Origin of the sequence: Streptomyces sp. NPDC059917 (genome assembly GCF_042730635.1) — a bacterium.
GTDB lineage: Bacteria > Actinomycetota > Actinomycetes > Streptomycetales > Streptomycetaceae > Streptomyces.
This window is the reverse complement of sequence record NZ_JBHWLC010000071.1, coordinates 1-20,608: the sequence shown is the minus strand read 5'-3', so window position 1 is coordinate 20,608 and position 20,608 is coordinate 1. Positions and strand designations below refer to the sequence as shown.

The window sequence follows — 20,608 nt, the reverse complement described above, 5'->3', positions numbered from 1 at the left end:
AACCGCGGATCGGCCGTGGATCAGACCTGGACGCGGTCCTCGACGACCTGGACCAGCTTCGCCAGGGCGTCGGCCTTGGGCACGCCGTTCTCCTGCGAGCCGTCGCGGTAGCGGAAGGAGACGGTGCCAGCCGCCATGTCCTCGTCACCGACGAGGATCATGAACGGGACCTTGAGCTTCTGGTTGGTCCTGATCTTCTTCTGCATCCGGTCGGACGAGGCGTCCACCTCGACCCGCAGGCCCTTCTTCTTCGCCTCGGCGGCGAACTCCTGCAGGTACTCGACGTGCGCGTCGCCGATCGGGATGCCGACCGCCTGCACCGGGGCCAGCCACGGCGGCATGACGCCCGCGTAGTGCTCCAGCAGCACGGCGAAGAAGCGCTCGATGGAGCCGAACAGCGCGCGGTGGATCATGACCGGCTGCTGCTTGGTGCCGTCGGGGCCGGTGTACTCCAGGTTGAAGCGCTCCGGCAGGTTGAAGTCGAGCTGCACGGTCGACATCTGCCAGGTGCGGCCGATGGCGTCACGGCACTGGACCGAGATCTTCGGGCCGTAGAACGCGGCGCCGCCCGGGTCCGGAACGAGCGGGAGGCCCTGCTTCTCGGCGACCTGGCGCAGGGTCTCGGTGGCCTCTTCCCAGATCTCGTCCGAGCCGACGAACTTCTCCGGGTCCTTGGTCGACAACTCGAGGTAGAAGTCCGTCAGACCGTAGTCGCGCAGCAGGTTCAGGACGAAGGTGAGGGTCCGGTCCAGCTCCTCCGCCATCTGCTCCTTGGTGCAGTAGATGTGCGCGTCGTCCTGGGTGAAGCCGCGCGAGCGGGTCAGGCCGTGCACGACGCCCGACTTCTCGTAGCGGTACACGGTGCCGAACTCGAAGAGGCGCAGCGGCAGTTCGCGGTAGGACCGGCCGCGCGCGTCGAAGATCAGGTTGTGCATCGGGCAGTTCATGGGCTTGAGGTAGTAGTCGGTACCACCGTCGAGCTGCATGGGGGGGTACATGCCGTCCGCGTACCAGTCCAGGTGGCCGCTCTTCTCGAAGAGGGCGCCCTTGGTGGCGTGCGGGGTGTAGACGAACTCGTAGCCCTCTTCCTCGTGCCGCTTGCGCGAGTAGTCCTCCATCACCCGGCGGATGGTGCCGCCGCGCGGGTGGAAGACGGCGAGGCCGGAGCCGATCTCGTCCTGCACGGAGAAGAGGTCCAGCTCGACGCCGAGCTTGCGGTGGTCGCGCTTCTCGGCCTCCGCGAGGAAGTCGAGGTGGGCCTTGAGCTCGTCCTTCGACGGCCACGCGGTGCCGTAGATGCGCTGGAGCATCGGGTTCTTCTCGCTGCCGCGCCAGTAGGCGGCCGCGTTGCGCATCAGCTTGAACGCGGGGATGTTGCGGGTGGTCGGCAGGTGCGGGCCGCGGCACAGGTCCGACCAGCACAGGTCGCCGGTCTTGGCGTCGATGTTGTCGTAGATGGTCAGCTCGCCGCCGCCCACCTCGACGTCCGCGCCGTCGTCCGAGGTCGCCGCCGAACCCTTGAGCCCGATCAGCTCCAGCTTGTAGGGCTCGTGCGCGAGCTCCTCGCGGGCCGCCTCGTCGGTAACGACGCGGCGCGCGAAGCGCTGCCCGCGCTTCTGGATCTCCTGCATCTTCTTCTCGACGGCCTTGAGGTCGTCGGGGGTGAAGGGCTTCGCGACGTCGAAGTCGTAGTAGAAGCCGTCCCGGACCGGCGGGCCGATGCCCAGCTTGGCCTCGGGGAAGAGCTCCTGCACGGCCTGCGCCATGACGTGCGCGGTCGAGTGGCGCAGGATGTTCAGGCCGTCCTCGGAGGAGATCTCCACCGGCTCGACGGTCTCGCCGTCCTTGACCTCGTAGGAGAGGTCCTTCAGCTCGCCGGCGACGCGCGCCGCGACGACGGTGCGTTCACCGGGGAAGAGGTCGGCCGCCGTAGTGCCCGTGGCCACCACGCGCTCGTCCCGCTCGGAATCGCGTTGGATGATCACACGGACGTCTGACACCGGTCTCTCCTGACTCAGGGGGTGCGCGAGCGAACACTGCGCGGCTGAATCGTACCGAGCCGGACGGCCCGGCCGCTAAACGGTTACTTCGTGGCACCCGGCCACCGGGCGGACGTAGCGTGGGCCGGGTGACCCACGCCACCCCTCCCCCCTCCCCCCTCGTCCGTCCGCTGGACCTCGCCGACGACGCGACGGCCGCCGCCGTGCACCGGATCGGTCGGGCCGCCTACGCGGTGGAGGCCGAACTGATCGGCTTCGACGGCATACCGGCGCTGCGCGAGAGCCTGGCGGACCTGCGCTCGCGCCCGCTGAACTGGCTCGGCGCCGTGTCGCCGGCCGGGGAGGTGGCCGGGTTCCTCGCCTGGGAGGCGGGGCCGCGGAGCGCGGGCGCGGCGATCTCCATCGACCGGCTGTGCGTCGACCCGGCCTGGTTCCGCCGCGGCGTCGGCTCGCTGCTGCTGCGCCACCTGCTGGAGGAGGTGGCCCCCGGCCGGGCGGTCGGGGTCACCACGGGCGCCGCGAACACGCCCGCCATGACCCTCTACCTGCGCACGGGCTTCACCCGGGGCGCCGACTTCTCGCCCGTCCCCGGTCTGGTGATGGCCTCCTTCACCCGGCTGTGAGCCCCCCGCTCACGCCTGCGGGTCCGCGTCCCGCCCGTCCCGCTCCGCGTCCCCCTCCGGGTCGACGAAGGGCAGCTCCCCCGCCGCCGGGTAGTCCCCGTACAGGGACTTCATCAGCCGGTCGCGCTCGACCTCGTCGAGCCGGACCGGGGTCACCTCGGCCGCGTCCGTGAGCCGCCGGAAGCCGCCCCGCCGCTGGAGCCGTCCGCTGAGCCGGACCGGGAGCCCGGCGAGGTGGGCGTGGCCCGCCACCCGGTACGCCTCCTCGTCGAGCGCGACCCGGACGTACGGGACCTCCGCGCCCGACAGGACGCGCAGCCGGACCGTGCCCCCGCCACCCTGCCCCGACCGCTGCATCCGCACCACGGCCCCCGCGATCCGCACCGCCACTGCGGGCTCCTCCCGGGTGTAGCGGGCCGCGGCCTCGCGCAGCACGGGCAGGTCGCCCGGGGAGAACTCCACGGGCTCGGGGCGGGCCGCGCAGCCCGCCGGGACCCCGGCGGCCGGGGCCCAGGCCAGCGCGATGCGGACCCCGCCCGAGCCCCGGACCAGGGCGATCAGCGCGTCCGCCAGCTCCCGGCTGGCCCCGGCCCCGACGGCCGCGTCGAAGGCCTCCATGCCGCCGGTGGCCCGCTGGTAGTCCACGGCCTCGCGGGCCGCGTGCAGGGCGTGGTGCAGTCGGGTCACCGGCCCCCGGCCCCCGTCGACCGGTACGTACGCGGTCAGCCGGCGCCCGCCCGGAGCGGGCCCCACCAGCACCCCGTCCAGGGCCCGTTCGGCCTGCCACCGGTGCCGGGCGCCGTGGTATCCGGCCCGGGCCCGGTCCGCCAGCGCCCCGGCCAGCAGGAGCTGGCGGGCGGCGGTGCGCAGCTGTTCCTGCGCCGACCAGGAGGCCTCGCCACCGGGCCCGTACAGCCCCTCGCCCTCGGGGATGTCGCGGATCCAGCGGACCTCGTCGCTGGGCACGCTCAGCCCGTACAGCACCTCGCGCGCCGACGGCAGCCCGCTGCGCGAGAGGGCGGTGAGCGCCTCCTCGACCAGGTCGGCGCAGTCGGGGAAGGTCCGGTCCTCGGGCACGAGCAGGCTGGTCGCGGCGGGTCCTGGCGGGGTCCAGCGGCCGTAGCGCCCGCTCGCGCCGCCGCGGCGCAGCCAGCCGTGCCGCAGCAGGAGCGCGCCCAGCACGGCGGGGTCCACCTGCGCCGGGTCGGGCGGCCGCACCGCGTCGGGGTCCGCGAACTCCGGCGACGGCGCCGGTTCCAGGTTCGGCCAGTTCATCAAGGCGTCCCTCCCGACCCGACCCGGGTCATGATCTCGCACAGCGCCCGGTCGTCGAAGATCCGCGCGGTCGGTATCCGTACGGTGGTCCGGCGCCGTCCGGTCACGGGGTGACCGGCCAGGTTGGTCCAGTAGCAGCAGTGCCGCAGGTCGAGCCGGTCGTGCCCGGCGCTGAGCCACTCCTCGCGCTCCCGCGGTACGAGCATCACGACGAGGATCTTGGGCACCGCGGCCGGTGTGCGGGCGAGCTTGACGAGGTGCTCGTTGTCGAGGGTGAAGGCGAAGGTCGGTCCGGGCGGGTTCGGCGGGGTCTGGTAGGTGGCCTTCAACTGGACCTTGACGGTGACCTCGTCGTCGATGACGTGCTCGGGCGAGCCGTGGCTGACGTGCCAGTCGATGCCGTTGTCCGGGAAGGGCTGGGACAGGGAGCAGCCGGCCGCGGCCGCGACGGCGTGCAGGTAGCCCACCTGGAGGGTCTCCATGCAGGCGGTGGTGGCGAGTGTGCCGCGCAGCGGTCCGGTCCCCGTTTCCGGCCCGGTCCGCCCACGCAGCGCCCCGCCCGGTTCGGGATGCGCGAGCGCCATGGCTCCCCATGCCTTTCGGGCTCTGCGGGGTGTCGTGCGGAAGTGGCCGGGGGCCCGCGGCGCGACGGCGGTGCCATGGCGGTGACGATCGCTCACCCGTGCGGTCCCCCAAGGAAGTTGTCTCCGCACCTGGCACCCCGCAAACGGCGTACACGGCAAACCGCACGGGTATCACCGCTTCGGGCAGGGGTCGCACGCCACGGGCGTCGGCGTCCATCTGCCGATCGGGGACGAGGAGTTCGCCATGACGCGCTGGTACGAGGGCCCGCTGGCCGCATTTGACACCGAGACCACCGGGGTGGACGTCGAGCAGGACCGGATCGTGTCCGCCGCGCTCGTCGTGCAGGAGTGTGCGGGCGGCCGGGCCCGTTCCACCCGGTGGCTGGTCAATCCGGGGATTCCGGTTCCCCCCGGCGCCACGGAAGTGCACGGACTGACCGACGACCACCTCCAGCGCAACGGGCGCTGGCCGGCGCCGGTCGTGGACGAGATCGCGCAGGCGCTCGCGGAGCAACAGGCCGCGGGCCGACCGGTGGTGGTGATGAACGCGCCGTTCGACCTGACCCTGCTGGACCGGGAGTTGCGCCGACACCGGGCGTCGCCGCTGAGCCGGTACCTGGACGACCGGCCCCTGACCGTGCTGGACCCGCGGGTGCTGGACAAGCACCTGGACCGCTACCGCAAGGGCCGCCGCACGCTGACGGACCTGTGCGCGCACTACGGGATAGAGCTGGAGGCGGCGCACGACGCGGCGGCCGACGCGATGGCCTCGCTGGAGGTCGTGCGGGCGGTGGGCCGCCGCTTCTCCGGACGGCTGGAGCGGCTCTCCCCGTCCGAGCTGCACACGCTCCAGGCGGTGTGGCACGCGGCGCAGGCGCGCGGGCTCCAGGCCTGGTTCGCGCGCAACGGCACCCCGGAGCCGGTGGATCCGCACTGGCCGCTGCGCCCGGAGCTGCCCGCCGCCGCCTGAGCCGGACGCGCACACAGGCGCGCACGGGCCCGGACATGCGGAAGGCCGGTCCGTCTCGCGACGGACCGGCCTGTCCCGGTGGGCGATACTGGGATCGAACCAGTGACCCCTTCGGTGTGAACGAAGTGCTCTCCCGCTGAGCTAATCGCCCGGGAACGGATCGAACAATACAGGCCCCGGGGCCGTGCGTTCAAACCGCGTCCCGCCGGGCCGCCAGATGGGCGGCCAGACCGCGCCGTCCGCCCCGCATCATCAGCGCGTGGTTGAGCCGGAAGACGGGCCGCCCGGGCACCGCGAGGCGGCGCATCAGCGCCCGGCGGACCTCGACCTCCTGCTCGTACACCGCCCGCGTGCCGCGCCCGCGCGGCCGCACGGTCCACCGCGCCCAGCCTTCGAGGTCACCGCGCAGGGCCGCCTCCAGCACCCCGGTGGCCGGGTCGCGCAGCAGCTCGGTGGCGGTGACCTCGATCTCGTAGGGCAGGAACGAGCGGAAGTGCCCGACGCCGGTGTGCGGGCCGACCGGCTCCACCGCGCGGACCTGCGGCCACCAGCGCGGGTAGTCCTCGCCGCGTTCGAGCACGGCGTAGACCCGGTCGGGCGGGGCGTCGAGGTCCCACACGCTGCGGAAGCGGTAGTGGCTCCAGTCCATGGGACCAGTGTGAACTCCCGGGGCGGGCGCGGGTACTCAGTCCGGGAATGAGCACCCGCCTGAGTACCCGCGCCCATGTTCCGGGGGCGTGAGCGGCGCCACACTGCGGAGCATGGAGAATCCGCTGACGCCGGCCTCGGAGCTGGCACTCATCGACCGGGAACTGGCCCACCTCGACGCGAGGCGGCTGCAGTTGCTCGGTCGCCGGGACTGGCTGCTGCGGCTGCTGAACGCCCAGGTCGCCCCGCCGCTGTCCGTCGGGCCCCCCGCTCAGGGCTGGGGTCCCGGTCCGCACTGGACGCCCGGTCCGGCGGGACCGGCGCAGGGCCCCGCACGGGAGGCCTCGGCGCCCGGCGCGCAGAACGTGCTGCTGGTCCTGGGCGCCGTGCTGCTGGCGGTGGCCGCGCTCGCCTTCACCCTGGTCAGCTGGGGTTCCCTGGGGATCGGCGGGCGCGCGGCGGTGCTGGCCGTGCTGACCGGGACGGCGCTGGCGGTGCCGGCGGTCCTGCTGCGGCGCGCACTGGGCGCGACGGCGGAGGCGGTGGCGGCGGTGGGGCTGCTGCTGACCGTGCTGGACGTGTACGCGCTGCACGAGGTGGCCCTCGGCGGGGTCCCGGCCGCCTGGTACGTGGCGGGCTCCTGCGCCGCGCTGGCCGCGCTGTGGGCGGGGTACGGGGCGACCCTGCGCGGGCTGCTGCTGCCGCTGCCGTTCGCGCTGGTGGCGGCCCAGTGGACGCTGCCCTGCCTGGCGCTCGCCCTGCACGTCGGCCGGACGGCGGGCGGCTGGACCCTGCTGGCGCTGGCGGCGCTGAACGCGGCGCTCGGCCTGTGGGGCGGTCCCGCGGCGGCCGTGCGGCCCCGGGTCTGGCCCGCGGTGCGGATCCTGGCCGGGGTGCTCGCCGCCCTGGCCGCCCTGGGCGCCGTCGGGGTCGCGCTGGCCCTGGCCGCCGACGCGGGCTCGCTGCCCGACCGGCTGTCCGCCGGTGTGCTGCTGGCGGCCGCGGGCGGCGCCTTCGTGGTGGTGGCGGGCCGGATCCGGCAGGAGCAGCTGGCTCCGGTGCTCGCCGGGGCCGGTGGCCTGGTGTGGACGCTGGCCGCGCAGGTGCTGCTGGTCCCCCGGGGCTCCGCGTGGGCGCCGGTGCTCTACGTCCTGGTGTCGCTGCCCCTGCTGGGGGCGCTGCGGGTGGGCGCGGCGGCGCGGCCGGTGCGCCACGGACTCGCCGGGGCCGGGGTGGTGGTGGCCGGGCTCGGCGGGCTGGTCTCGTTCCTGTCGATGCTGCCCGTGCTGGTCGCGCCCGCTGCGCTGCTGGGCGAGGTGTGGACCGCGGCGAGCCCGCGGGCGGAGCTCGGCGGCGGCGGGCGGCAGGCGGTGGCCGTGGCGCTGATCGCCGCCGCCGTGGCGCTCTGGCTGGAGCGGGCCTCGGGGCGCCGGGAGGCGCGGGTGGTGGCCGTACCGCTCGTGTGGACGGCCCTCTTCGCGGCGCCGGTGGCCTTCGCGCTGCCGGTGGCGGCGGTGTTCGCGGCCCAGCTCGCGGTGGTGGCGGCCGCGCTGGTGGTCGCCCTGGGCCTGGGACGGGCGACCGACGCCGGGGTCCGGATCGCGGCGGCGGCGTGCGGGGCGGCCGGGGCCGCGAGCCTGTCCGTGGCGGCTCTGGACGGGCGCACGGCGACCTTCGCGGTGTGGGCGGCGCTGGGCGCGCTGTGCGGCGCGGGGGCGGCCTACGGGCGCGGCCCGCTGGCCTCCCGGGCGGCGGCCGCCGTGGTGGCGACCGGGTACGCGACGGGGCTGCTGCTGGCCCTGGCCGCGCTGCTGGAGCTGCCGGCGCGCCAGTGGCCGCTGCTGGTCCTGCTGGTCCCGGCCGCGGCGGCGGCCTTCGGGCCACGGGCCGCGGCGGTGCGGATCCCGGTGGAGGTGGCCGGGGCGGCGGCCGGGGGCCTGGCCCTGCTGCTGGCCCTGGTGGCGGGGCACGCGCCCGCGCTCGCGCTGGTCCTGGGTCTGGCGGGCGTGGTGTGCGCGGCCGCGGCCGTGCGGGCGGACCGGCGTGCGGTGGGCTGGGCGGCCGGGGCGCTGTTCCTGGCGGCGACCTGGGTCCGGCTGGCGGCGTCCGGGGTGGACGCGGTGGAGGCGTACACGCTGCCGGTGACGGTGCCCGCGCTGGTGGTGGCCTGGCTGCGGCGGCGCCGGGACCCGGCCGCCCCGTCCTGGGCGACGTACGGCCCGGGCCTCGCGGCGACCCTGGTGCCGAGCCTGATCGCGGTCTGGGCCGATCCGCACTGGACGCGCCCGCTGCTGCTGGGGCTGGGCGCCCTCGCGGTGACGCTGGCCGGGGCGCGGTGGCGGCTCCAGGCGCCGCTGGTGCTGGGCGGGGTCGTGCTGGGCCTGGTGGCGCTGCACGAGCTGGCGCCGTACGTCCTCCAGGTGGTCGGCGCGCTGCCGCGCTGGCTGCCGCCGGCGCTCGCGGGGGCGCTGCTGCTGGCGGTGGGGGCGACGTACGAGAAGCGGCTGCGGGACGCGCGGCGGCTGCGGTCGGCCCTCGGCAGGCTCGGCTGAGCCCCGCCCCGGGGGCGGGCCCCCGGGGCGGGAACGACGAGGGCCCCGGAGACGTGAAGTCTCCGGGGCCCTCGGTCCGGGTGGGCGATACTGGGTTCGAACCAGTGACCCCTTCGGTGTGAACGAAGTGCTCTCCCACTGAGCTAATCGCCCGGACGCACCGCAAACATTACCGCATGTCAGCGGTGCTCCCGACCATCGCCGGACGGCCGCTACTTCTTGACGTGCCAGGGCAGGGTGAGCCCGTACTTCCACAGGTAGAAGCCGATCAGCACGCCCGCGATGACGAGGCCGACGCTGGTCAGGATGATGTTGCGGCGGCGGACCTTCGGGTCGAGGGCCTTCTGGGCCGCCTCGGACACCTTGCGCTTGGTCCAGCGCAGCACGACCTGGGCCCAGGCGAACTCGGTCGCCCAGATGAACAGGCCCGCGAAGATCGCGACCCAGCCCGGCCCGGGCAGCACCAGCATCGCGATGCCCGCGACGATGACCGCCAGTCCGACGACGAAGACGCCGACCTGCCAGCTCAGGTGGAGGCCGCGGCGGGCCCGGATGAAGGCGGGCGCCTTCGACACGTGCTGCTCTTCCGCCGCGTCCGCGGTCGTGGCGGCGTCCGTCGGAGTGGATCCTGCCGATTCCGGCGATGCGCTCGTCGCGGACTCGTTGCTCTCGCGGTTACTCCCCGTATTCATGGGCCCGAATCTACCGGAGCCGGATGCACAGGTGAATCGTCGTTTGGATCCGCCGTCCGAGGGACCCAGAGGTCCGCAAAACGGTCAGAGGGGTTTACAACGGCACCGCAGGTGGCATGTCGATTTCGCCGACGTGCGAATCCCCGAGCGCACACTGAGCGAAAGGCCCTGGCGCTTATGAACACCACGGTCAGCTGCGAGCTGCACCTGCGCCTCGTTGTGTCGAGCGAGTCCTCACTGCCTGTACCCGCGGGCCTGCGGTATGACACGGCCGACCCCTACGCCGTGCACGCCACCTTCCACACCGGCGCCGAGGAGACGGTCGAATGGGTATTCGCCCGCGACCTCCTCGCGGAGGGCCTGCACCGGCCCACCGGTACCGGCGACGTCCGCGTCTGGCCGTCCCGCAGCCACGGTCAGGGCGTCGTATGCATCGCCCTGAGCTCACCGGAGGGAGAAGCACTGCTCGAAGCACCAGCCCGAGCACTCGAGTCGTTCCTCAAGCGGACGGACGCCGCGGTCCCACCCGGGACCGAACACCGGCACTTCGACCTCGACAAGGAGCTCTCCCACATCCTGGCCGAAAGCTGAGCCAGGCCTACCGCCGCTCGACACCGTCCGACTCGGGGCGACGGTGCGGGGCGGACAACCACATACGCACGTGCCGGCGCTGTTCCCGCGGGATCCACCCGCGGGGACGGCGCCGGTGCGCGTGGGGACCACTCGGCTAAAGTCGGCGACCATCGGCGGCCTCGTTCCGCGCCGCCGCAAGCCAGGCCCCCAGGGAGCACCCGTGCAGATCCCCCACGACACCCGACGCGCACTCGACGTCGTCGTCGCCGTGGTGAACACCGCGGCCGAGGCGGGCCAGCCCGACGGGCTGGCGGACATCGGCGCGCTGCGCGCCTTCGTACACGAGTTCGCCATCAGCGACGTCGGCGAGCTGGGCGTCCGCGACCTCTCCGGCGTGCGCGCCGTCCGCGCGAAGTTCGCGCAGGTCTTCGCGGCGCCGAACTCCCGTGCGGCCGCCGTGCTGATCAACGAGCTGGTCGCGACGGCGGGCACCACGCCCCAGCTGACCGACCACGACGGCTACGACTGGCACGTGCACTACTTCGCCCCGGGCGCCTCGGTCGGCGACCACCTGGCCGCGGACGGCGGGATGGCGCTCGCCTTCATCGTGGTCTCCGGCGAACAGGAACGGCTGCGCCGCTGCGAGGCCCCGGACTGCCGGCGCGCCTTCGTCGACCTCTCGCGCAACCGGTCCCGGCGCTACTGCGACAGCCGCACCTGTGGGAACCGGCTGCACGTGGCCGCGTACCGGGCCCGCCGCAAGGAGGCGGGCACGGAGCACGTGGAGCCGGCCGCGGGGCAGGGATCAGAGCAGGAAGAGGTCGTGCACGGCGGCGAGCAGCAGCAGGGTGCCGATCACCGTTAGGAAGATCATCAGCGGCGGTTGGGAGAGCGCGAAGAGGCAGCCGCGCGCCTCTTCGGGCGGGACGCGGGGCACGGGCGGAGCGGGCGTTACGGGCGCGGCGGACCGAGGTGCGGGGACCGGAGGGGACGCGGGCGCGGCAGCGGGGACGAGGGCCGGAAGCGGAACGGGAACCGGCGGCTCGCCCGTCGAGGTGTCGGGCATGTCGGGGCGATGATGACGCAGCGCACCCCTGTTCGTCCGTCAACACGCCAATGACGACGCGGTAGTTCGTCAGATCTTGTGCTTCCGGTCCTCAGATCCCGTGCTTCTTCAAGATCGCTTCGATGTCGGAGAAGTCCTCCGCGGGCGCGGCCGCGCGTCGCGGTGCGGCCTGCGGGGGCGCGCCGGCGCCGAGCAAGGGCGCGGAGGCGTTCGGCGCGACCGCGGCCTGCTGCTCGGACCGGGAGGAGCGGCCGCGGCGGCCCACCTTCGCCACCTTCGCCGGTTCCTCCCCCTCGGGGCCGAGGCGCCGGCGCTCGATGGCGCGGGTGGTCGTGAAGAGCAGCCAGGCGAGGCCCAGCAGGCCGAAGCCCACCCAGACCGTCGGGTTGAAGGCGATCCCGGACACCCACTTGACCAGGCCGGTCAGCACCAGGGCCACCGGGACCAGCGCGTACGCGGTGATCCGCGCCGCCGCCAGGAAGCGCTTGCGGTAGGCGGTGAGCGCGGCGATGCCCAGGCCCGCCGCGGACGCCGCGGAGCATATGGTCTCGGCAAGCATGGGTTCCTCCAGCTCTGGGCGATCCGTCCCCTCCATCGTGCACCGGGGACGGTCGCGGGGGCCATGTGCCGGAGTGGAAGACCGGCGATCTCCGGGACATCTCCGGGTCGCCCCTCCTCCCCAGGTCGCGGTCGGGGCCGGGAGCGGGGGCTGGGAGACTGTCCGCATGACCGATTCCCAGCCCGCAGGCTCCCCCTCCCCCGTGACCCTCGAGGTCTGGTGCGAACTCCAGTGTCCCGACTGCCACGGCGCCCTCGACGACGTGCGCGCCCTGCGGGCCCGGTACGGCGACCGGCTGGACATCGTGCTGCGCCACTTCCCGCTGGAGAAGCACAAGCACGCCTTCGCCGCCGCGCAGGCCGCCGAGGAGGCCGTGGTCCAGGGGCAGGGCTGGCCGTACGTGGAGGCCGTCCTGGCCCGCACCGCGGAGCTGGGCACCCGGGGCGAGGCGCTGCTGCTCGATGTCGCCCGTGAACTGGGGCTGGACGTCGAGGAGTTCGAGGTCGCGCTGATCGACGGCCGGCACATCCTGATCGTCGACGCCGACCAGGCCGAGGGCAAGGCGATCGGCGTGACCGGCACGCCGACCTACGTCATCGGCGGGGAGCGGCTGGACGGCGGCAAGAGCCAGGAGGGGCTGCGCGAGCGGATCGAGGAGATCGCCGACCGCCTCCTCGCGCACCCCGCCTAGGCGGGGTGCCCGGCAGGGCTCAGAGCAGCTCCTTGGCGAAGTTGACCGAGGTGTAGCGGTAGCCGAGCGACTCGTACAGGCGCTCCGCCGGGGTGTTGCCCGCGAAGACGTGCAGGCCCACGGCGGTCAGCCCGGCCGCGCGGGCCGCGCCCTCGGCGAGCAGCATGAGGGAGCGGCCGTGGCCCCGGCCGCGCTGCTCGGCGACGACCTCGACGTCGAAGACGTACGCCGCCCCGCCGAGCCGTCCGACCCAGATGTGCCCGGCGCGCTCCCCCGCCGCTTCCAGGACGAGGATCTCCGCGTCCGGGGTGTCGGCGCCCTGCGGCAGGTGGATCGCGTGGTCGGCGACCGACTTGGCGTGCGCGGCCTGCCGCGACAGGCCCCGGGCCTCCCAGTCGTCGGCGTACCGCACGACGGCTTCGGCCAGCCAGGGCCCGTACTCCTCGGCCGTGATCGGCCGACCGGTGGTCCCCGCGGGCAGCGGGGGCGGGTCGGACGCGAGGTCCTTGACCATGGTGCGGCCGGTCCGCAGGTACCCGAGCGCCTCGGCCAGGCGCAGCCCGCCGTCGGAGTCCGCCGGGACGGACACATTGACGCGGCGGCACCCCCAGGAGCGCAGGACCTCCTCGGCGGCGAGCCCCGCCACCGTGGCCCGACCGCGACGGCGGTCGCCCTCGTCCACGGCGAGGCCGTCTATCGTCCCGATGACGACGGACCCGAGCGGTTCGGCGGCGGTCAGCACCAGGGCGCCGACCCTTCTGCTGTTCACTCGGATCTCGTACGGGCGCGAGCGCGCCCCCGTCGGGGTCTGCTGGAGCGGCGCGGACGGCCGCAGGGTGGTGGTCATCAAGGCCTTTCTACCCGTCGTACGGGCCCCCGACAGCCTCCTTTTCGCCCGGACCGCCCCGCCGGGCGCCGGGGCGGCGGCGGGCTCACGGGTCGAGGTCGGCCCCGGACCGCTCGTCGAAGACGCGTGCGGCCTTGGCCGTGACCGGTCCCGGCGCGGCCGTCAGGATCCGGCCGTCGATCCGGTGGACGGCCTGGACGTCGCGCAGCGAGGAGGTCAGGAAGACCTCCTCGGCCCGCTCCAGGACCTCCAGGGGCAGATCGCTCTCGTGGGCGCCCGTCCACTCGACGACGAGGTCGCGGGTGATGCCCGCGAGGCAGCCGGAGGCGAGCGGCGGGGTGTGCAGCTCGCCGTCGAGGACGACGAAGACGTTGGACCCGGTGCCCTCGCAGAGTCGGCCGAGGGTGTTGGCGAAGAGGGCCTCGGAGGCGCCGGCCCGGTGGGCGGCGGCCAGGGCCACGACGTTCTCCGCGTAGGAGGTCGTCTTCAGTCCGGCGACGGCGCTGCGCTCGTTGCGCACCCAGGGGACCGTGATCACCGCGGTGGTGTCGGGGCGGCGGGTGGCCGGGGCCAGGGCGACGACCAGGCTCGGCGCCGAGTCGCCGCGGTCCGAGCCGAGCGGCGAGGGGCCCGCGGTGTAGGTGATCCGCAGCCGTCCGGACGCGACGGCCGCGGAGCCCGCCTCCAGCACGGCGGCGCAGGCGCGCCGGACCTCGTCGAGGTCGGGGTCGCACAGCCCCAGGCCGCGGGCGGAGCGGGTCAGCCGGTCGAGGTGCCGGGTGAGGGCGAAGGGACGCCCGCCCTCGACCTTGAGCGACTCGAAGACGCCGTCGCCGACGGTCAGCCCGTGGTCGAAGACCGAGACCGCCGCGCCGCCGGGTTCGCGCAGCGCTCCGTCGACCCAGACCGGGGTCCCGGCCGCGGGCGGCGGCGTCACGGGCGTCGGATGCGGCGCCCCGTCCGGACTCGGGTGCTGCGGCCGGTTCGGCGTCGGGTTCGGCGTCGTCACTGAGCGGTCCCTCCACTGTGCTGGTAGGTGCCCGACGCTACCGCGAGCAACCGGGCCGCCTTCAGCTCGGTCTCGGCCCACTCGCGGTGCGGGTCGGAGCCCCAGGTGATCCCGGCGCCGGTGCCGAAGCACAGCCGGGGGCCGCCCACGGCCGAGCGGTCGATCCAGAAGGTGCGGATGCCGACGGCCAGCTCGGCGGTGCCCCGGTCGGCGTCGACCCAGCCGATCCCCCCGCAGTAGGGGCCGCGCGGGGCGGTCTCCAGGGCCTCGATGATCCGCAGCGCGGAGGACTTGGGGGCGCCGGTGACGGAGCCCGGCGGGAAGGTCGCGGCGAGCAGTTCCGGCCAGCCCGCGCCCTCGGCGAGTTCACCGCTGACGGTGGAGACGAGGTGGACCAGGCCCGGGTGCTCCTCCACGGCGCACAGCTCGGGCACGGTGACGGACCCCGTGGCACAGACCCGGCCGAGGTCGTTGCGGACCAGGTCCACGATCATCACGTTCTCGGCGTGGTCCTTCTCCAGCAGGTCCGCAGCGGTCCGTCCGGTGCCCTTGATGGGCCCGGACTCGATCCGGCGGCCGCTGCGGCGCAGGTACAGCTCGGGGGAGGCGGTGGCGATCTCGACGCCGTGCGCGGGGAGGCGAATCGTTCCGGCAAAGGGGGCCGGATTACCGCGGGCCAGCAGCGCGGTGAGCGCGTCCACATCGGCCGCGCCGGAGCCGGAAGCGGAGTCCGAAGCGGAGCCCGGCAGCGGCGCGGACATCACGCGGCAGAGGTTGGCCTGGTAGACCTCGCCGGCGGCGATGTGCTCGCGGATGCGCCGTACGCCCGCGACGTACGCGGCCCGGTCCAGGGAGGACGTCCAGTCGCCGGCGGCGGGGCCGCGCCAGGCGCCGGGGACGGGCGCGGGAACGGGGTCGGGGCGCACGTCCCCGAAGCGCGCGCAGGTCAGGCGCCCCTCGAAGTCCGCGGACACCGCCCAGAAGCCGGTCGAGTCCAGGGCCGCGGGATCGCTCGTGACGTCGCGGAGGTCTGATGCGAGGAGGCCGCCGAAGCGGGCCATGGGAGCCAGGTCGTGCACGGCTGCGAGTCTATGACCGGTGACCGGTCGGCGCCGGTGGGGTGACCTGTGGTGATCGGGCGGCAGCACGCTGCGGAAACGCGTTTTTGAGCTGGCTCGGGAATCCGCTAGAGTTCAACACGTCGCCAGGGAGCGCCGGGGAAAAACCCGGAAGCGAACACGGTGACCTGCGGACGTAGCTCAGTTGGTAGAGCACCACCTTGCCAAGGTGGATGTCGCGAGTTCGAGTCTCGTCGTCCGCTCGAAGTGGGGGATCTTCCCGAGAACCCTTGCTCAAGCTCCATGGTGGAGTGGCCGAGAGGCGAGGCAACGGCCTGCAAAGCCGTCTACACGGGTTCAAATCCCGTCTCCACCTCCAAGGACGATTAGCTCAGCGGGAGAGCGCTTCCCTGACACGGAAGAGGTCACTGGTTCAATCCCAGTATCGTCCACTTGATCCGCAAGGATCACCCGCGCGATTAGCTCAGCGGGAGAGCGCTTCCCTGACACGGAAGAGGTCACTGGTTCAATCCCAGTATCGCGCACGCTGTACAGTTACGACCTGCGGCTTCACGGCCGTGGTACCCGCGCGATTAGCTCAGCGGGAGAGCGCTTCCCTGACACGGAAGAGGTCACTGGTTCAATCCCAGTATCGCGCACCGCAAGAAAGCCCCGGCCGTTCATTCGGTCGGGGCTTTCGCGTTGTGCAGTGCGCTCGTGCGGGGCGTGCGGGGCCTGCGATGCGCGTGATGCGGCCGGGCCGGAAACCGGAAGAGGGTGCTGCCGGGACGACGTCAGACGTCGCACCGGCAGCACCCTTCTCCTGCCGTCCGCCGCACCCCCGTCCCCACGGGGCTGAAGGCCGATGTCCGACCCGGGCCGCTCTCCCGGGCCTGGAGCGCGCTCAGCGCCCCAGCATCGCGCCCACGGACGACGCTTGCGCCACCACCTGGTCCCATCCTCCGAAGAGGAAGACCAGGACGGCGGCCAGGGGGAGCACCATCGCCGCGGCGACCAGCGGGTGCCGCGTGCCGGACTCGTGGCCGTTGAACGCGAATGCCCTGCGTCCCTGCCGTGCGATGTCCGCCATGACCCTCTCCCTGTAGTTGGCAGCGGCGGGCCAGTGACCTCGGGGGACGAGTGCGCCACCCGCCGCTTGTCCTCAACACTAGGCGGGCCGGGCGCCCCTGGCCTCATGCCCTCGTACCCATGACGGGCCTCCAGGAGGATGACTGCGGCGATCTCCTCGTACTCCCCTGGGTGGAGACCGCTCCCCCGTTGTAGGGGGCATCCCCCAGGAGCGTGGTCGGGGTCCGTGCGGGAGCCGTCACCCGTGGTGACTTCCCTCACGCCCACCGCCGCCCGCACGCCGTCGCGCGCCGCGCGCACGCCGGGCCCGCGCGGCCCGGCCGTTGCGGGTGCGTCCGGGCCGGGGGCGCGCCAATCCCCTTGGACCGAGGGCCGTTTGGGGGAACGGCCGTTACCCCGGTCCCCCACCGCTCGTACCCCTGATTCTCCCTCAAGTGGCCTTCCCAGCACTGACGATCGAATCTCCCGGCGAGGGCGCGGCCTCTGAGCGGACATGCCGGATGGTCCGTAAGCTGTGCCACGTCAACAGGACGACCGGTCAGCGGGGTGGACATGGCGATGATGCGGCTCCGGCGGGAGGACCCGCGTGTCGTCGGTTCGTTCAGGCTGCACCGGCGGCTCGGTGCGGGCGGCATGGGCGTGGTCTACCTCGGCTCGGACCGGCGCGGTCAGCGCGTCGCGCTCAAGGTGATCCGCCCCGACCTCGCCGAGGACCAGGAGTTCCGCTCGCGCTTCGCCCGCGAGGTGTCCGCCGCCCGGCGGATCCGCGGCGGCTGTACGGCCCGGTTGGTGGCCGCGGACCTGGAGGCCGAGCGGCCGTGGTTCGCCACGCAGTACGTCCCCGGACCCTCGCTGCACGACAAGGTGGCCGAGGAGGGCCCGCTCACCGCCGCCCAGATCGCCGCGATCGGCGCCGCGCTCTCCGAGGGTCTCGTCGCCGTCCACGAGGCGGGTGTGGTCCACCGCGACCTCAAGCCGTCCAACATCCTGCTGTCGCCCAAGGGTCCCCGGATCATCGACTTCGGGATCGCCTGGGCGACCGGCGCCAGCACGCTCACGCACGTGGGCACGGCCGTCGGCTCCCCCGGCTTCCTCGCCCCGGAGCAGGTGCGCGGCGCCGCCGTCACGCCCGCCACCGACGTCTTCGCCCTGGGCGCCACCCTCGCCTACGCGGCGACCGCCGACTCGCCCTTCGGGCACGGCAGTTCCGAGGTGATGCTCTACCGCGTGGTGCACGAGGAGGCGCACCTGCTCGGCGTACCGGACGCCCTCGCACCGCTCGTACAGGCGTGCCTGGCCAAGGACCCGGAGGACCGGCCCAGCACCCTCCAGCTGTCGATGCGGCTCAAGGAGATCGCGGCGCGCGAGGCCCAGGGCATCACGGACGGGCGGCCGCCCGCCCAGCGCGCCCGGGGCGCCGAGCGACCCACGGGCCGGCTCGCGGACGAGTACGCCGAACAGCACACCGAGCGGCGCACGGCGGGCACCCCGGCGCTGCGGCCCCACGGCGGTCAGGGAGGTCCGGGCGGTCCGTCGGCGAGTGGCTCGCACGGCGCCCACGAAGGGGCGCACCCGCGCCCCTCGGGCCCCCGCGAGCCCGGCGGCCCCAGCTCCCGGCCCACGGCCGGACGGACGGACGGGCGCACGGCGGGACGCACCGCCGGGCGTACGGGCGGTGGGCGCACGGGGCCGCGCACGACGGGCACGGGGCGTCGGCCCGCCCGGCCGGACCCGCGGTTGATGCGGCAGCGGCTGATCGTGTTCGTGCTGGTCACGCTGATCGTGGCCGTGGGGATCGCGGTCGCGCAGAGGTTGTGAGCGTCTCCCCGCGCCGGCCCGGTGGGCCCGGCGCGGGGAGCGTCGGGGTCAGCCCCGGGGGCGGGTCGCGTAGAAGGCGACGGCGGAGGCCGCCGCCACGTTCAGCGAGTCGATCCCCTCGGACATGGGGATGCGCACCCACTCGTCCGCGGCGCGCAGGGCGTAGGTGGAGAGGCCGTGGCCCTCCGAGCCGAGCATGATCGCGGACTGCTCGAAGCGCTCCGCCGGGACCTGGTCCAGCGGGGTGGCCTTCTCGCTCGGCGTCATGGCGAGGATCCGGTACCCGGCCTCGCGGACCTGTTCGAGGTCGGCGGGCCAGTCCGTCAGCCGGCCGTAGGGGACGGAGAAGACGGACCCCATCGAGACCTTGATGGCCCGCCGGTACAGCGGGTCCGCGCAGTCCGGGGACAGCAGGATCGCGCTGATGCCGAGGGCCGCGGCGCTGCGGAAGGCGGCGCCGAGGTTCGCGTGGTCGACGAAGCCCTCGAAGATCGCGATCCGGCGGCCGCCGGGACCGCCGCCCAGCAGCTCCTCGGCGCTCGGCAGCGGCTTGCGCTGCATGGAGGCGAGCGCGCCGCGGTGCACGTGGTAGCCGGTGACCCGCTCGGCCAGCTCGGGGCTGACCGCGTAGACCGGTGCCGGGAGCTCGTCGATGACGTCGCGCATGACGTCGACCCACTTCGCGGAGAGCAACATGGAGCGCATCTCGAACCCGGCGTCCTTGGCCCGCCGGATGACCTTCTCGCCCTCCGCGATGAAGAGTCCTTCGGCGGGCTCGCGACGTCTGCGCAGTTCGACGTCGGTCAGGCCCGTGTAGTCGCTCAGGCGCGGGTCGTCGGGATCTTCGACGGTGATGAGATCAGCCACAGGGTGATACTGCCTTGTCCTGGGTGTGGTGCCAACGGCTTGGTCGTACGGGGCGTGCGCGGACGCCGTGGGGGCGCGCGGCCCCCGGGGGTGCGGGTGGCGCCGCGGTCAGGCGGCGGGGCCGACCGTCACGACGTCGCCGATCACGATCACCGCGGGCGGGCGGACCTCCTGGATCCGGACCGTCTCGCCGACCGTGGCGAGGGTGGCGTCCACCCGGCGCTGGGCGGCGGTCGTGCCCTCCTGGACCACGGCGACCGGGGTGTCGGCGGAGCGGCCGTGGCGGACCAGGGCCTCGGCGATCAGGCCGATCTTGTCGACGCCCATGAGGATCACCAGGGTGCCGGTCAGCTTGGCGAGCGAGGCCCAGTCGACGAGCGAGCGGGGGTCGTCCGGTCCGACGTGGCCGCTGACGACCGTGAACTCGTGGGCCACCCCGCGGTGCGTCACCGGGATGCCGGCCGCGCCGGGCACGGAGATCGAGCTGGAGATGCCGGGGACGACGGTGCAGGGGATGCCCGCCTCGGCGAGCGCCTGGAGCTCCTCCATGCCGCGGCCGAAGACGTACGGGTCCCCGCCCTTGAGCCGGACCACCGACTTGCCGGCCTTCGCGTGCTCGATCAGCGCGTTGTTGATGGCCTCCTGGGCCATGAAGCGGCCGTACGGGATCTTCGCGGCGTCGATGACCTCGACGTGCGGGGCCAGTTCGTCGAGCAGGCCGCGGGGGCCGAGCCGGTCGGCGATGACCACGTCGGCCTCGGCGAGCAGCCGGCGGCCGCGGACGGTGATCAGGTCCGGGTCGCCGGGGCCGCCGCCGACCAGGGCCACGCCGGGGTTGCGCTTCTCGCGGCCCTGCGCCGGAGCGGCGAGGCTGCCGTCGCGCAGCCCCTCGACGATCGCGTCGCGCACGGCGGCGGAGCGGCGCGGGTCGTTGCCGGTCAGTACGGCGACGGTGACGCCCTCGCTGCGGCCGGTGGCCGGGGTCCAGGCGGTGGCCGCTTCGGCGTCGTCGGCGCGCACGCACCAGACCCGCTCGCGCTCGGCCTCGGCGGAGGCGGCGTCGTTGGCCGCCCGGTCGCGGGTGGCGATCAGCGCGTACCAGGTGTTCGCGAGGTCGCCGTCCTGGTAGCGGCGGCGCTCCCAGCGGATCTCGCCGGTCTCGGCCATGACGTCCACGGAGGGGGTGGCCGAGGGGGAGATCAGCACCACGTCGGCGCCGGCCGCGACGAGCGCGGGGAGCCGGCGCTGCGCGACCTGGCCGCCGCCGATGACGACGACGCGGCGACCCGCCAGACGGAGGCCTACGGGGTAGGCGGGGTGTGCGGCCATGCGGGGCTCCTCGTACGGGGGGTTCCGGTGCGGGCGGATCTCGCGGCGGCGGTGGCGCGAATCGCGTGGTCAACGTTACGGGCCGGGCCGGACGGGTGCCGGTCCGGGGGCGGGGCCGACCCGGTCCGACCTCGCCGGTCCGGGGCGGGGCCGGTTCGGCCTCACCGGTCGGGGCTGTCCGGGGCTGATCCCGTCCGACCTCGCCGGTCCGGGGGTGAGGCCGGTTCAGCCTGGCGGCTCGGGGCGGGCCCCGATCCCGCCTCGCCGGTCCGACGAGGGCCCCCATTCAGCCTCGCCGGCGTTTGAGGCGCCCCCGGAGGGGACGGAGAGGCTCCGCGACCGCCGACCGCCGTCCGGG

Annotated in this window: 18 protein-coding genes, 7 tRNA genes and 1 pseudogene; 12 read left to right on the top strand and 14 right to left on the bottom strand. The window is 74.2% G+C overall.

Annotated features, from left to right (window positions below):
• Positions 1-20: 20 nt before the first annotated feature.
• Complete coding sequence (gene thrS, locus ACFWAR_RS31115; RefSeq protein WP_385784293.1) at positions 21-2,000, bottom strand: threonine--tRNA ligase; 1,980 nt, start codon at positions 1,998-2,000, stop codon at positions 21-23.
• Positions 2,001-2,128: 128 nt separating this feature from the next.
• On the opposite strand from thrS, the gene ACFWAR_RS31110 reads away from it, so the two are divergent.
• The gene (locus tag ACFWAR_RS31110) at positions 2,129-2,623 is read left to right on the top strand and encodes a GNAT family N-acetyltransferase (RefSeq protein ID WP_385784290.1); all 495 of its coding nucleotides are present in this window, start codon (positions 2,129-2,131) and stop codon (positions 2,621-2,623) included.
• A 9-nt stretch (positions 2,624-2,632) separates the two neighbouring features.
• Here ACFWAR_RS31110 and ACFWAR_RS31105 read toward each other — a convergent pair whose 3' ends face one another.
• On the bottom strand, positions 2,633-3,898 hold the full coding sequence (locus ACFWAR_RS31105; protein ID WP_385784287.1) for a hypothetical protein: 1,266 nt from the start codon (positions 3,896-3,898) through the stop codon (positions 2,633-2,635).
• Positions 3,898-4,482, bottom strand: coding sequence for a DUF4365 domain-containing protein (locus tag ACFWAR_RS31100; RefSeq protein ID WP_385784284.1), 585 nt, complete (start codon positions 4,480-4,482; stop codon positions 3,898-3,900). Before ACFWAR_RS31100 ends, ACFWAR_RS31105 begins: the two co-directional genes overlap by 1 nt.
• A 244-nt stretch (positions 4,483-4,726) precedes the next feature.
• Here ACFWAR_RS31100 and ACFWAR_RS31095 point away from each other — a divergent pair, with 244 nt between their 5' ends.
• Entirely contained in the window at positions 4,727-5,452 is a 726-nt protein-coding gene (locus ACFWAR_RS31095) for a 3'-5' exonuclease (protein WP_385784281.1), read from the top strand.
• 79 nt (positions 5,453-5,531) lie between these two features.
• Here ACFWAR_RS31095 and ACFWAR_RS31090 read toward each other — a convergent pair.
• Both ACFWAR_RS31090 and ACFWAR_RS31085 read right to left on the bottom strand, forming a co-directional pair.
• Positions 5,532-5,603: transfer RNA gene (locus ACFWAR_RS31090), tRNA-Val, on the bottom strand.
• 39 nt (positions 5,604-5,642) lie between these two features.
• Positions 5,643-6,101 (bottom strand): SRPBCC family protein, encoded by a 459-nt coding sequence (locus tag ACFWAR_RS31085; RefSeq protein WP_385784278.1) that lies wholly within the window; start codon positions 6,099-6,101, stop codon positions 5,643-5,645.
• A 112-nt stretch (positions 6,102-6,213) separates the two neighbouring features.
• Here ACFWAR_RS31085 and ACFWAR_RS31080 point away from each other — a divergent pair, with 112 nt between their 5' ends.
• Positions 6,214-8,652, top strand: coding sequence for an SCO7613 C-terminal domain-containing membrane protein (locus tag ACFWAR_RS31080; RefSeq protein ID WP_385784275.1), 2,439 nt, complete (start codon positions 6,214-6,216; stop codon positions 8,650-8,652).
• Positions 8,653-8,733: 81 nt separating this feature from the next.
• Here ACFWAR_RS31080 and ACFWAR_RS31075 read toward each other — a convergent pair.
• Together ACFWAR_RS31075 and ACFWAR_RS31070 are read right to left on the bottom strand one after the other, a co-directional pair.
• Positions 8,734-8,805: transfer RNA gene (locus tag ACFWAR_RS31075), tRNA-Val, on the bottom strand.
• Between the two features lie 59 nt (positions 8,806-8,864).
• On the bottom strand, positions 8,865-9,344 hold the full coding sequence (locus ACFWAR_RS31070) for a TIGR02611 family protein (protein WP_385784272.1): 480 nt from the start codon (positions 9,342-9,344) through the stop codon (positions 8,865-8,867).
• Positions 9,345-9,521: 177 nt separating this feature from the next.
• Between ACFWAR_RS31070 and ACFWAR_RS31065 the strand changes: the two genes are divergently transcribed.
• Together ACFWAR_RS31065 and ACFWAR_RS31060 are read left to right on the top strand one after the other, a co-directional pair.
• Positions 9,522-9,935 (top strand): SsgA family sporulation/cell division regulator, encoded by a 414-nt coding sequence (locus ACFWAR_RS31065; protein WP_030011909.1) that lies wholly within the window; start codon positions 9,522-9,524, stop codon positions 9,933-9,935.
• Positions 9,936-10,137: 202 nt separating this feature from the next.
• Positions 10,138-10,692 (top strand): annotated as a pseudogene (locus ACFWAR_RS31060) (CGNR zinc finger domain-containing protein); the annotation flags it as partial.
• 382 nt (positions 10,693-11,074) lie between these two features.
• Here the strand turns inward: ACFWAR_RS31060 and ACFWAR_RS31055 are convergent.
• The gene (locus tag ACFWAR_RS31055) at positions 11,075-11,578 is read right to left on the bottom strand and encodes a hypothetical protein (protein ID WP_385784269.1); all 504 of its coding nucleotides are present in this window, start codon (positions 11,576-11,578) and stop codon (positions 11,075-11,077) included.
• A gap of 130 nt (positions 11,579-11,708) precedes the next feature.
• On the opposite strand from ACFWAR_RS31055, the gene ACFWAR_RS31050 reads away from it, so the two are divergent.
• Positions 11,709-12,233, top strand: a complete 525-nt coding sequence (locus ACFWAR_RS31050; protein ID WP_385784266.1) for a DsbA family protein — start codon at positions 11,709-11,711, stop codon at positions 12,231-12,233.
• 19 nt (positions 12,234-12,252) lie between these two features.
• Here ACFWAR_RS31050 and ACFWAR_RS31045 read toward each other — a convergent pair whose 3' ends face one another.
• The 3 genes from ACFWAR_RS31045 to ACFWAR_RS31035 all read right to left on the bottom strand — a co-directional run bounded on the left by ACFWAR_RS31045 (position 12,253) and on the right by ACFWAR_RS31035 (position 15,168).
• Positions 12,253-13,080, bottom strand: a complete 828-nt coding sequence (locus ACFWAR_RS31045; protein WP_385784263.1) for a GNAT family N-acetyltransferase — start codon at positions 13,078-13,080, stop codon at positions 12,253-12,255.
• Positions 13,081-13,165: 85 nt separating this feature from the next.
• The gene (locus tag ACFWAR_RS31040) at positions 13,166-14,017 is read right to left on the bottom strand and encodes an aminotransferase class IV (protein ID WP_385784338.1); all 852 of its coding nucleotides are present in this window, start codon (positions 14,015-14,017) and stop codon (positions 13,166-13,168) included.
• A gap of 68 nt (positions 14,018-14,085) precedes the next feature.
• A complete protein-coding gene (locus ACFWAR_RS31035; protein WP_385784260.1) occupies positions 14,086-15,168 on the bottom strand; it encodes a chorismate-binding protein in 1,083 nt (360 codons plus the stop codon).
• 169 nt (positions 15,169-15,337) lie between these two features.
• On the opposite strand from ACFWAR_RS31035, the gene ACFWAR_RS31030 reads away from it, so the two are divergent.
• The 5 genes from ACFWAR_RS31030 (at position 15,338) to ACFWAR_RS31010 (ending at position 15,806) form a co-directional block, all read left to right on the top strand.
• A tRNA-Gly gene (locus ACFWAR_RS31030) sits at positions 15,338-15,410 on the top strand.
• A gap of 42 nt (positions 15,411-15,452) precedes the next feature.
• Positions 15,453-15,526 (top strand) — tRNA-Cys (locus tag ACFWAR_RS31025).
• A 1-nt stretch (position 15,527) separates the two neighbouring features.
• A tRNA-Val gene (locus ACFWAR_RS31020) sits at positions 15,528-15,599 on the top strand.
• A gap of 21 nt (positions 15,600-15,620) precedes the next feature.
• Positions 15,621-15,692 (top strand) — tRNA-Val (locus tag ACFWAR_RS31015).
• A gap of 42 nt (positions 15,693-15,734) precedes the next feature.
• Positions 15,735-15,806: transfer RNA gene (locus ACFWAR_RS31010), tRNA-Val, on the top strand.
• A gap of 245 nt (positions 15,807-16,051) precedes the next feature.
• Here the strand turns inward: ACFWAR_RS31010 and ACFWAR_RS31005 are convergent.
• Entirely contained in the window at positions 16,052-16,237 is a 186-nt protein-coding gene (locus ACFWAR_RS31005; RefSeq protein ID WP_385784257.1) for a hypothetical protein, read from the bottom strand.
• A gap of 551 nt (positions 16,238-16,788) precedes the next feature.
• On the opposite strand from ACFWAR_RS31005, the gene ACFWAR_RS31000 reads away from it, so the two are divergent.
• A complete protein-coding gene (locus tag ACFWAR_RS31000) occupies positions 16,789-18,054 on the top strand; it encodes a serine/threonine-protein kinase (RefSeq protein ID WP_385784254.1) in 1,266 nt (421 codons plus the stop codon).
• Positions 18,055-18,102: 48 nt separating this feature from the next.
• Here the strand turns inward: ACFWAR_RS31000 and ACFWAR_RS30995 are convergent, their stop codons facing one another.
• Both ACFWAR_RS30995 and cobA read right to left on the bottom strand, forming a co-directional pair.
• Positions 18,103-18,921: a TrmH family RNA methyltransferase gene (locus ACFWAR_RS30995; RefSeq protein ID WP_385784251.1), complete on the bottom strand. Its 819-nt coding sequence runs from the start codon at positions 18,919-18,921 to the stop codon at positions 18,103-18,105.
• A gap of 108 nt (positions 18,922-19,029) precedes the next feature.
• Positions 19,030-20,250, bottom strand: a complete 1,221-nt coding sequence (gene cobA, locus ACFWAR_RS30990; RefSeq protein WP_385784248.1) for a uroporphyrinogen-III C-methyltransferase — start codon at positions 20,248-20,250, stop codon at positions 19,030-19,032.
• Positions 20,251-20,608: the final 358 nt, after the last annotated feature.

Coding starts and splice junctions, on each gene's coding strand:
- ACFWAR_RS31005 (WP_385784257.1), bottom strand. CDS start 16,237: ATGGCGGACATCGCACGGCAGGGACGCAGGGCATTCGCGTTCAACGGC.
- ACFWAR_RS31065 (WP_030011909.1), top strand. CDS start 9,522: ATGAACACCACGGTCAGCTGCGAGCTGCACCTGCGCCTCGTTGTGTCG.
- ACFWAR_RS31070 (WP_385784272.1), bottom strand. CDS start 9,344: ATGAATACGGGGAGTAACCGCGAGAGCAACGAGTCCGCGACGAGCGCA.
- ACFWAR_RS31055 (WP_385784269.1), bottom strand. CDS start 11,578: ATGGAGGGGACGGATCGCCCAGAGCTGGAGGAACCCATGCTTGCCGAG.
- cobA (WP_385784248.1), bottom strand. CDS start 20,250: ATGGCCGCACACCCCGCCTACCCCGTAGGCCTCCGTCTGGCGGGTCGC.
- ACFWAR_RS31000 (WP_385784254.1), top strand. CDS start 16,789: ATGGCGATGATGCGGCTCCGGCGGGAGGACCCGCGTGTCGTCGGTTCG.
- ACFWAR_RS31105 (WP_385784287.1), bottom strand. CDS start 3,898: ATGAACTGGCCGAACCTGGAACCGGCGCCGTCGCCGGAGTTCGCGGAC.
- ACFWAR_RS31085 (WP_385784278.1), bottom strand. CDS start 6,101: ATGGACTGGAGCCACTACCGCTTCCGCAGCGTGTGGGACCTCGACGCC.
- ACFWAR_RS31100 (WP_385784284.1), bottom strand. CDS start 4,482: ATGGCGCTCGCGCATCCCGAACCGGGCGGGGCGCTGCGTGGGCGGACC.
- ACFWAR_RS31045 (WP_385784263.1), bottom strand. CDS start 13,080: ATGACCACCACCCTGCGGCCGTCCGCGCCGCTCCAGCAGACCCCGACG.
- ACFWAR_RS31080 (WP_385784275.1), top strand. CDS start 6,214: ATGGAGAATCCGCTGACGCCGGCCTCGGAGCTGGCACTCATCGACCGG.
- ACFWAR_RS31095 (WP_385784281.1), top strand. CDS start 4,727: ATGACGCGCTGGTACGAGGGCCCGCTGGCCGCATTTGACACCGAGACC.
- ACFWAR_RS31050 (WP_385784266.1), top strand. CDS start 11,709: ATGACCGATTCCCAGCCCGCAGGCTCCCCCTCCCCCGTGACCCTCGAG.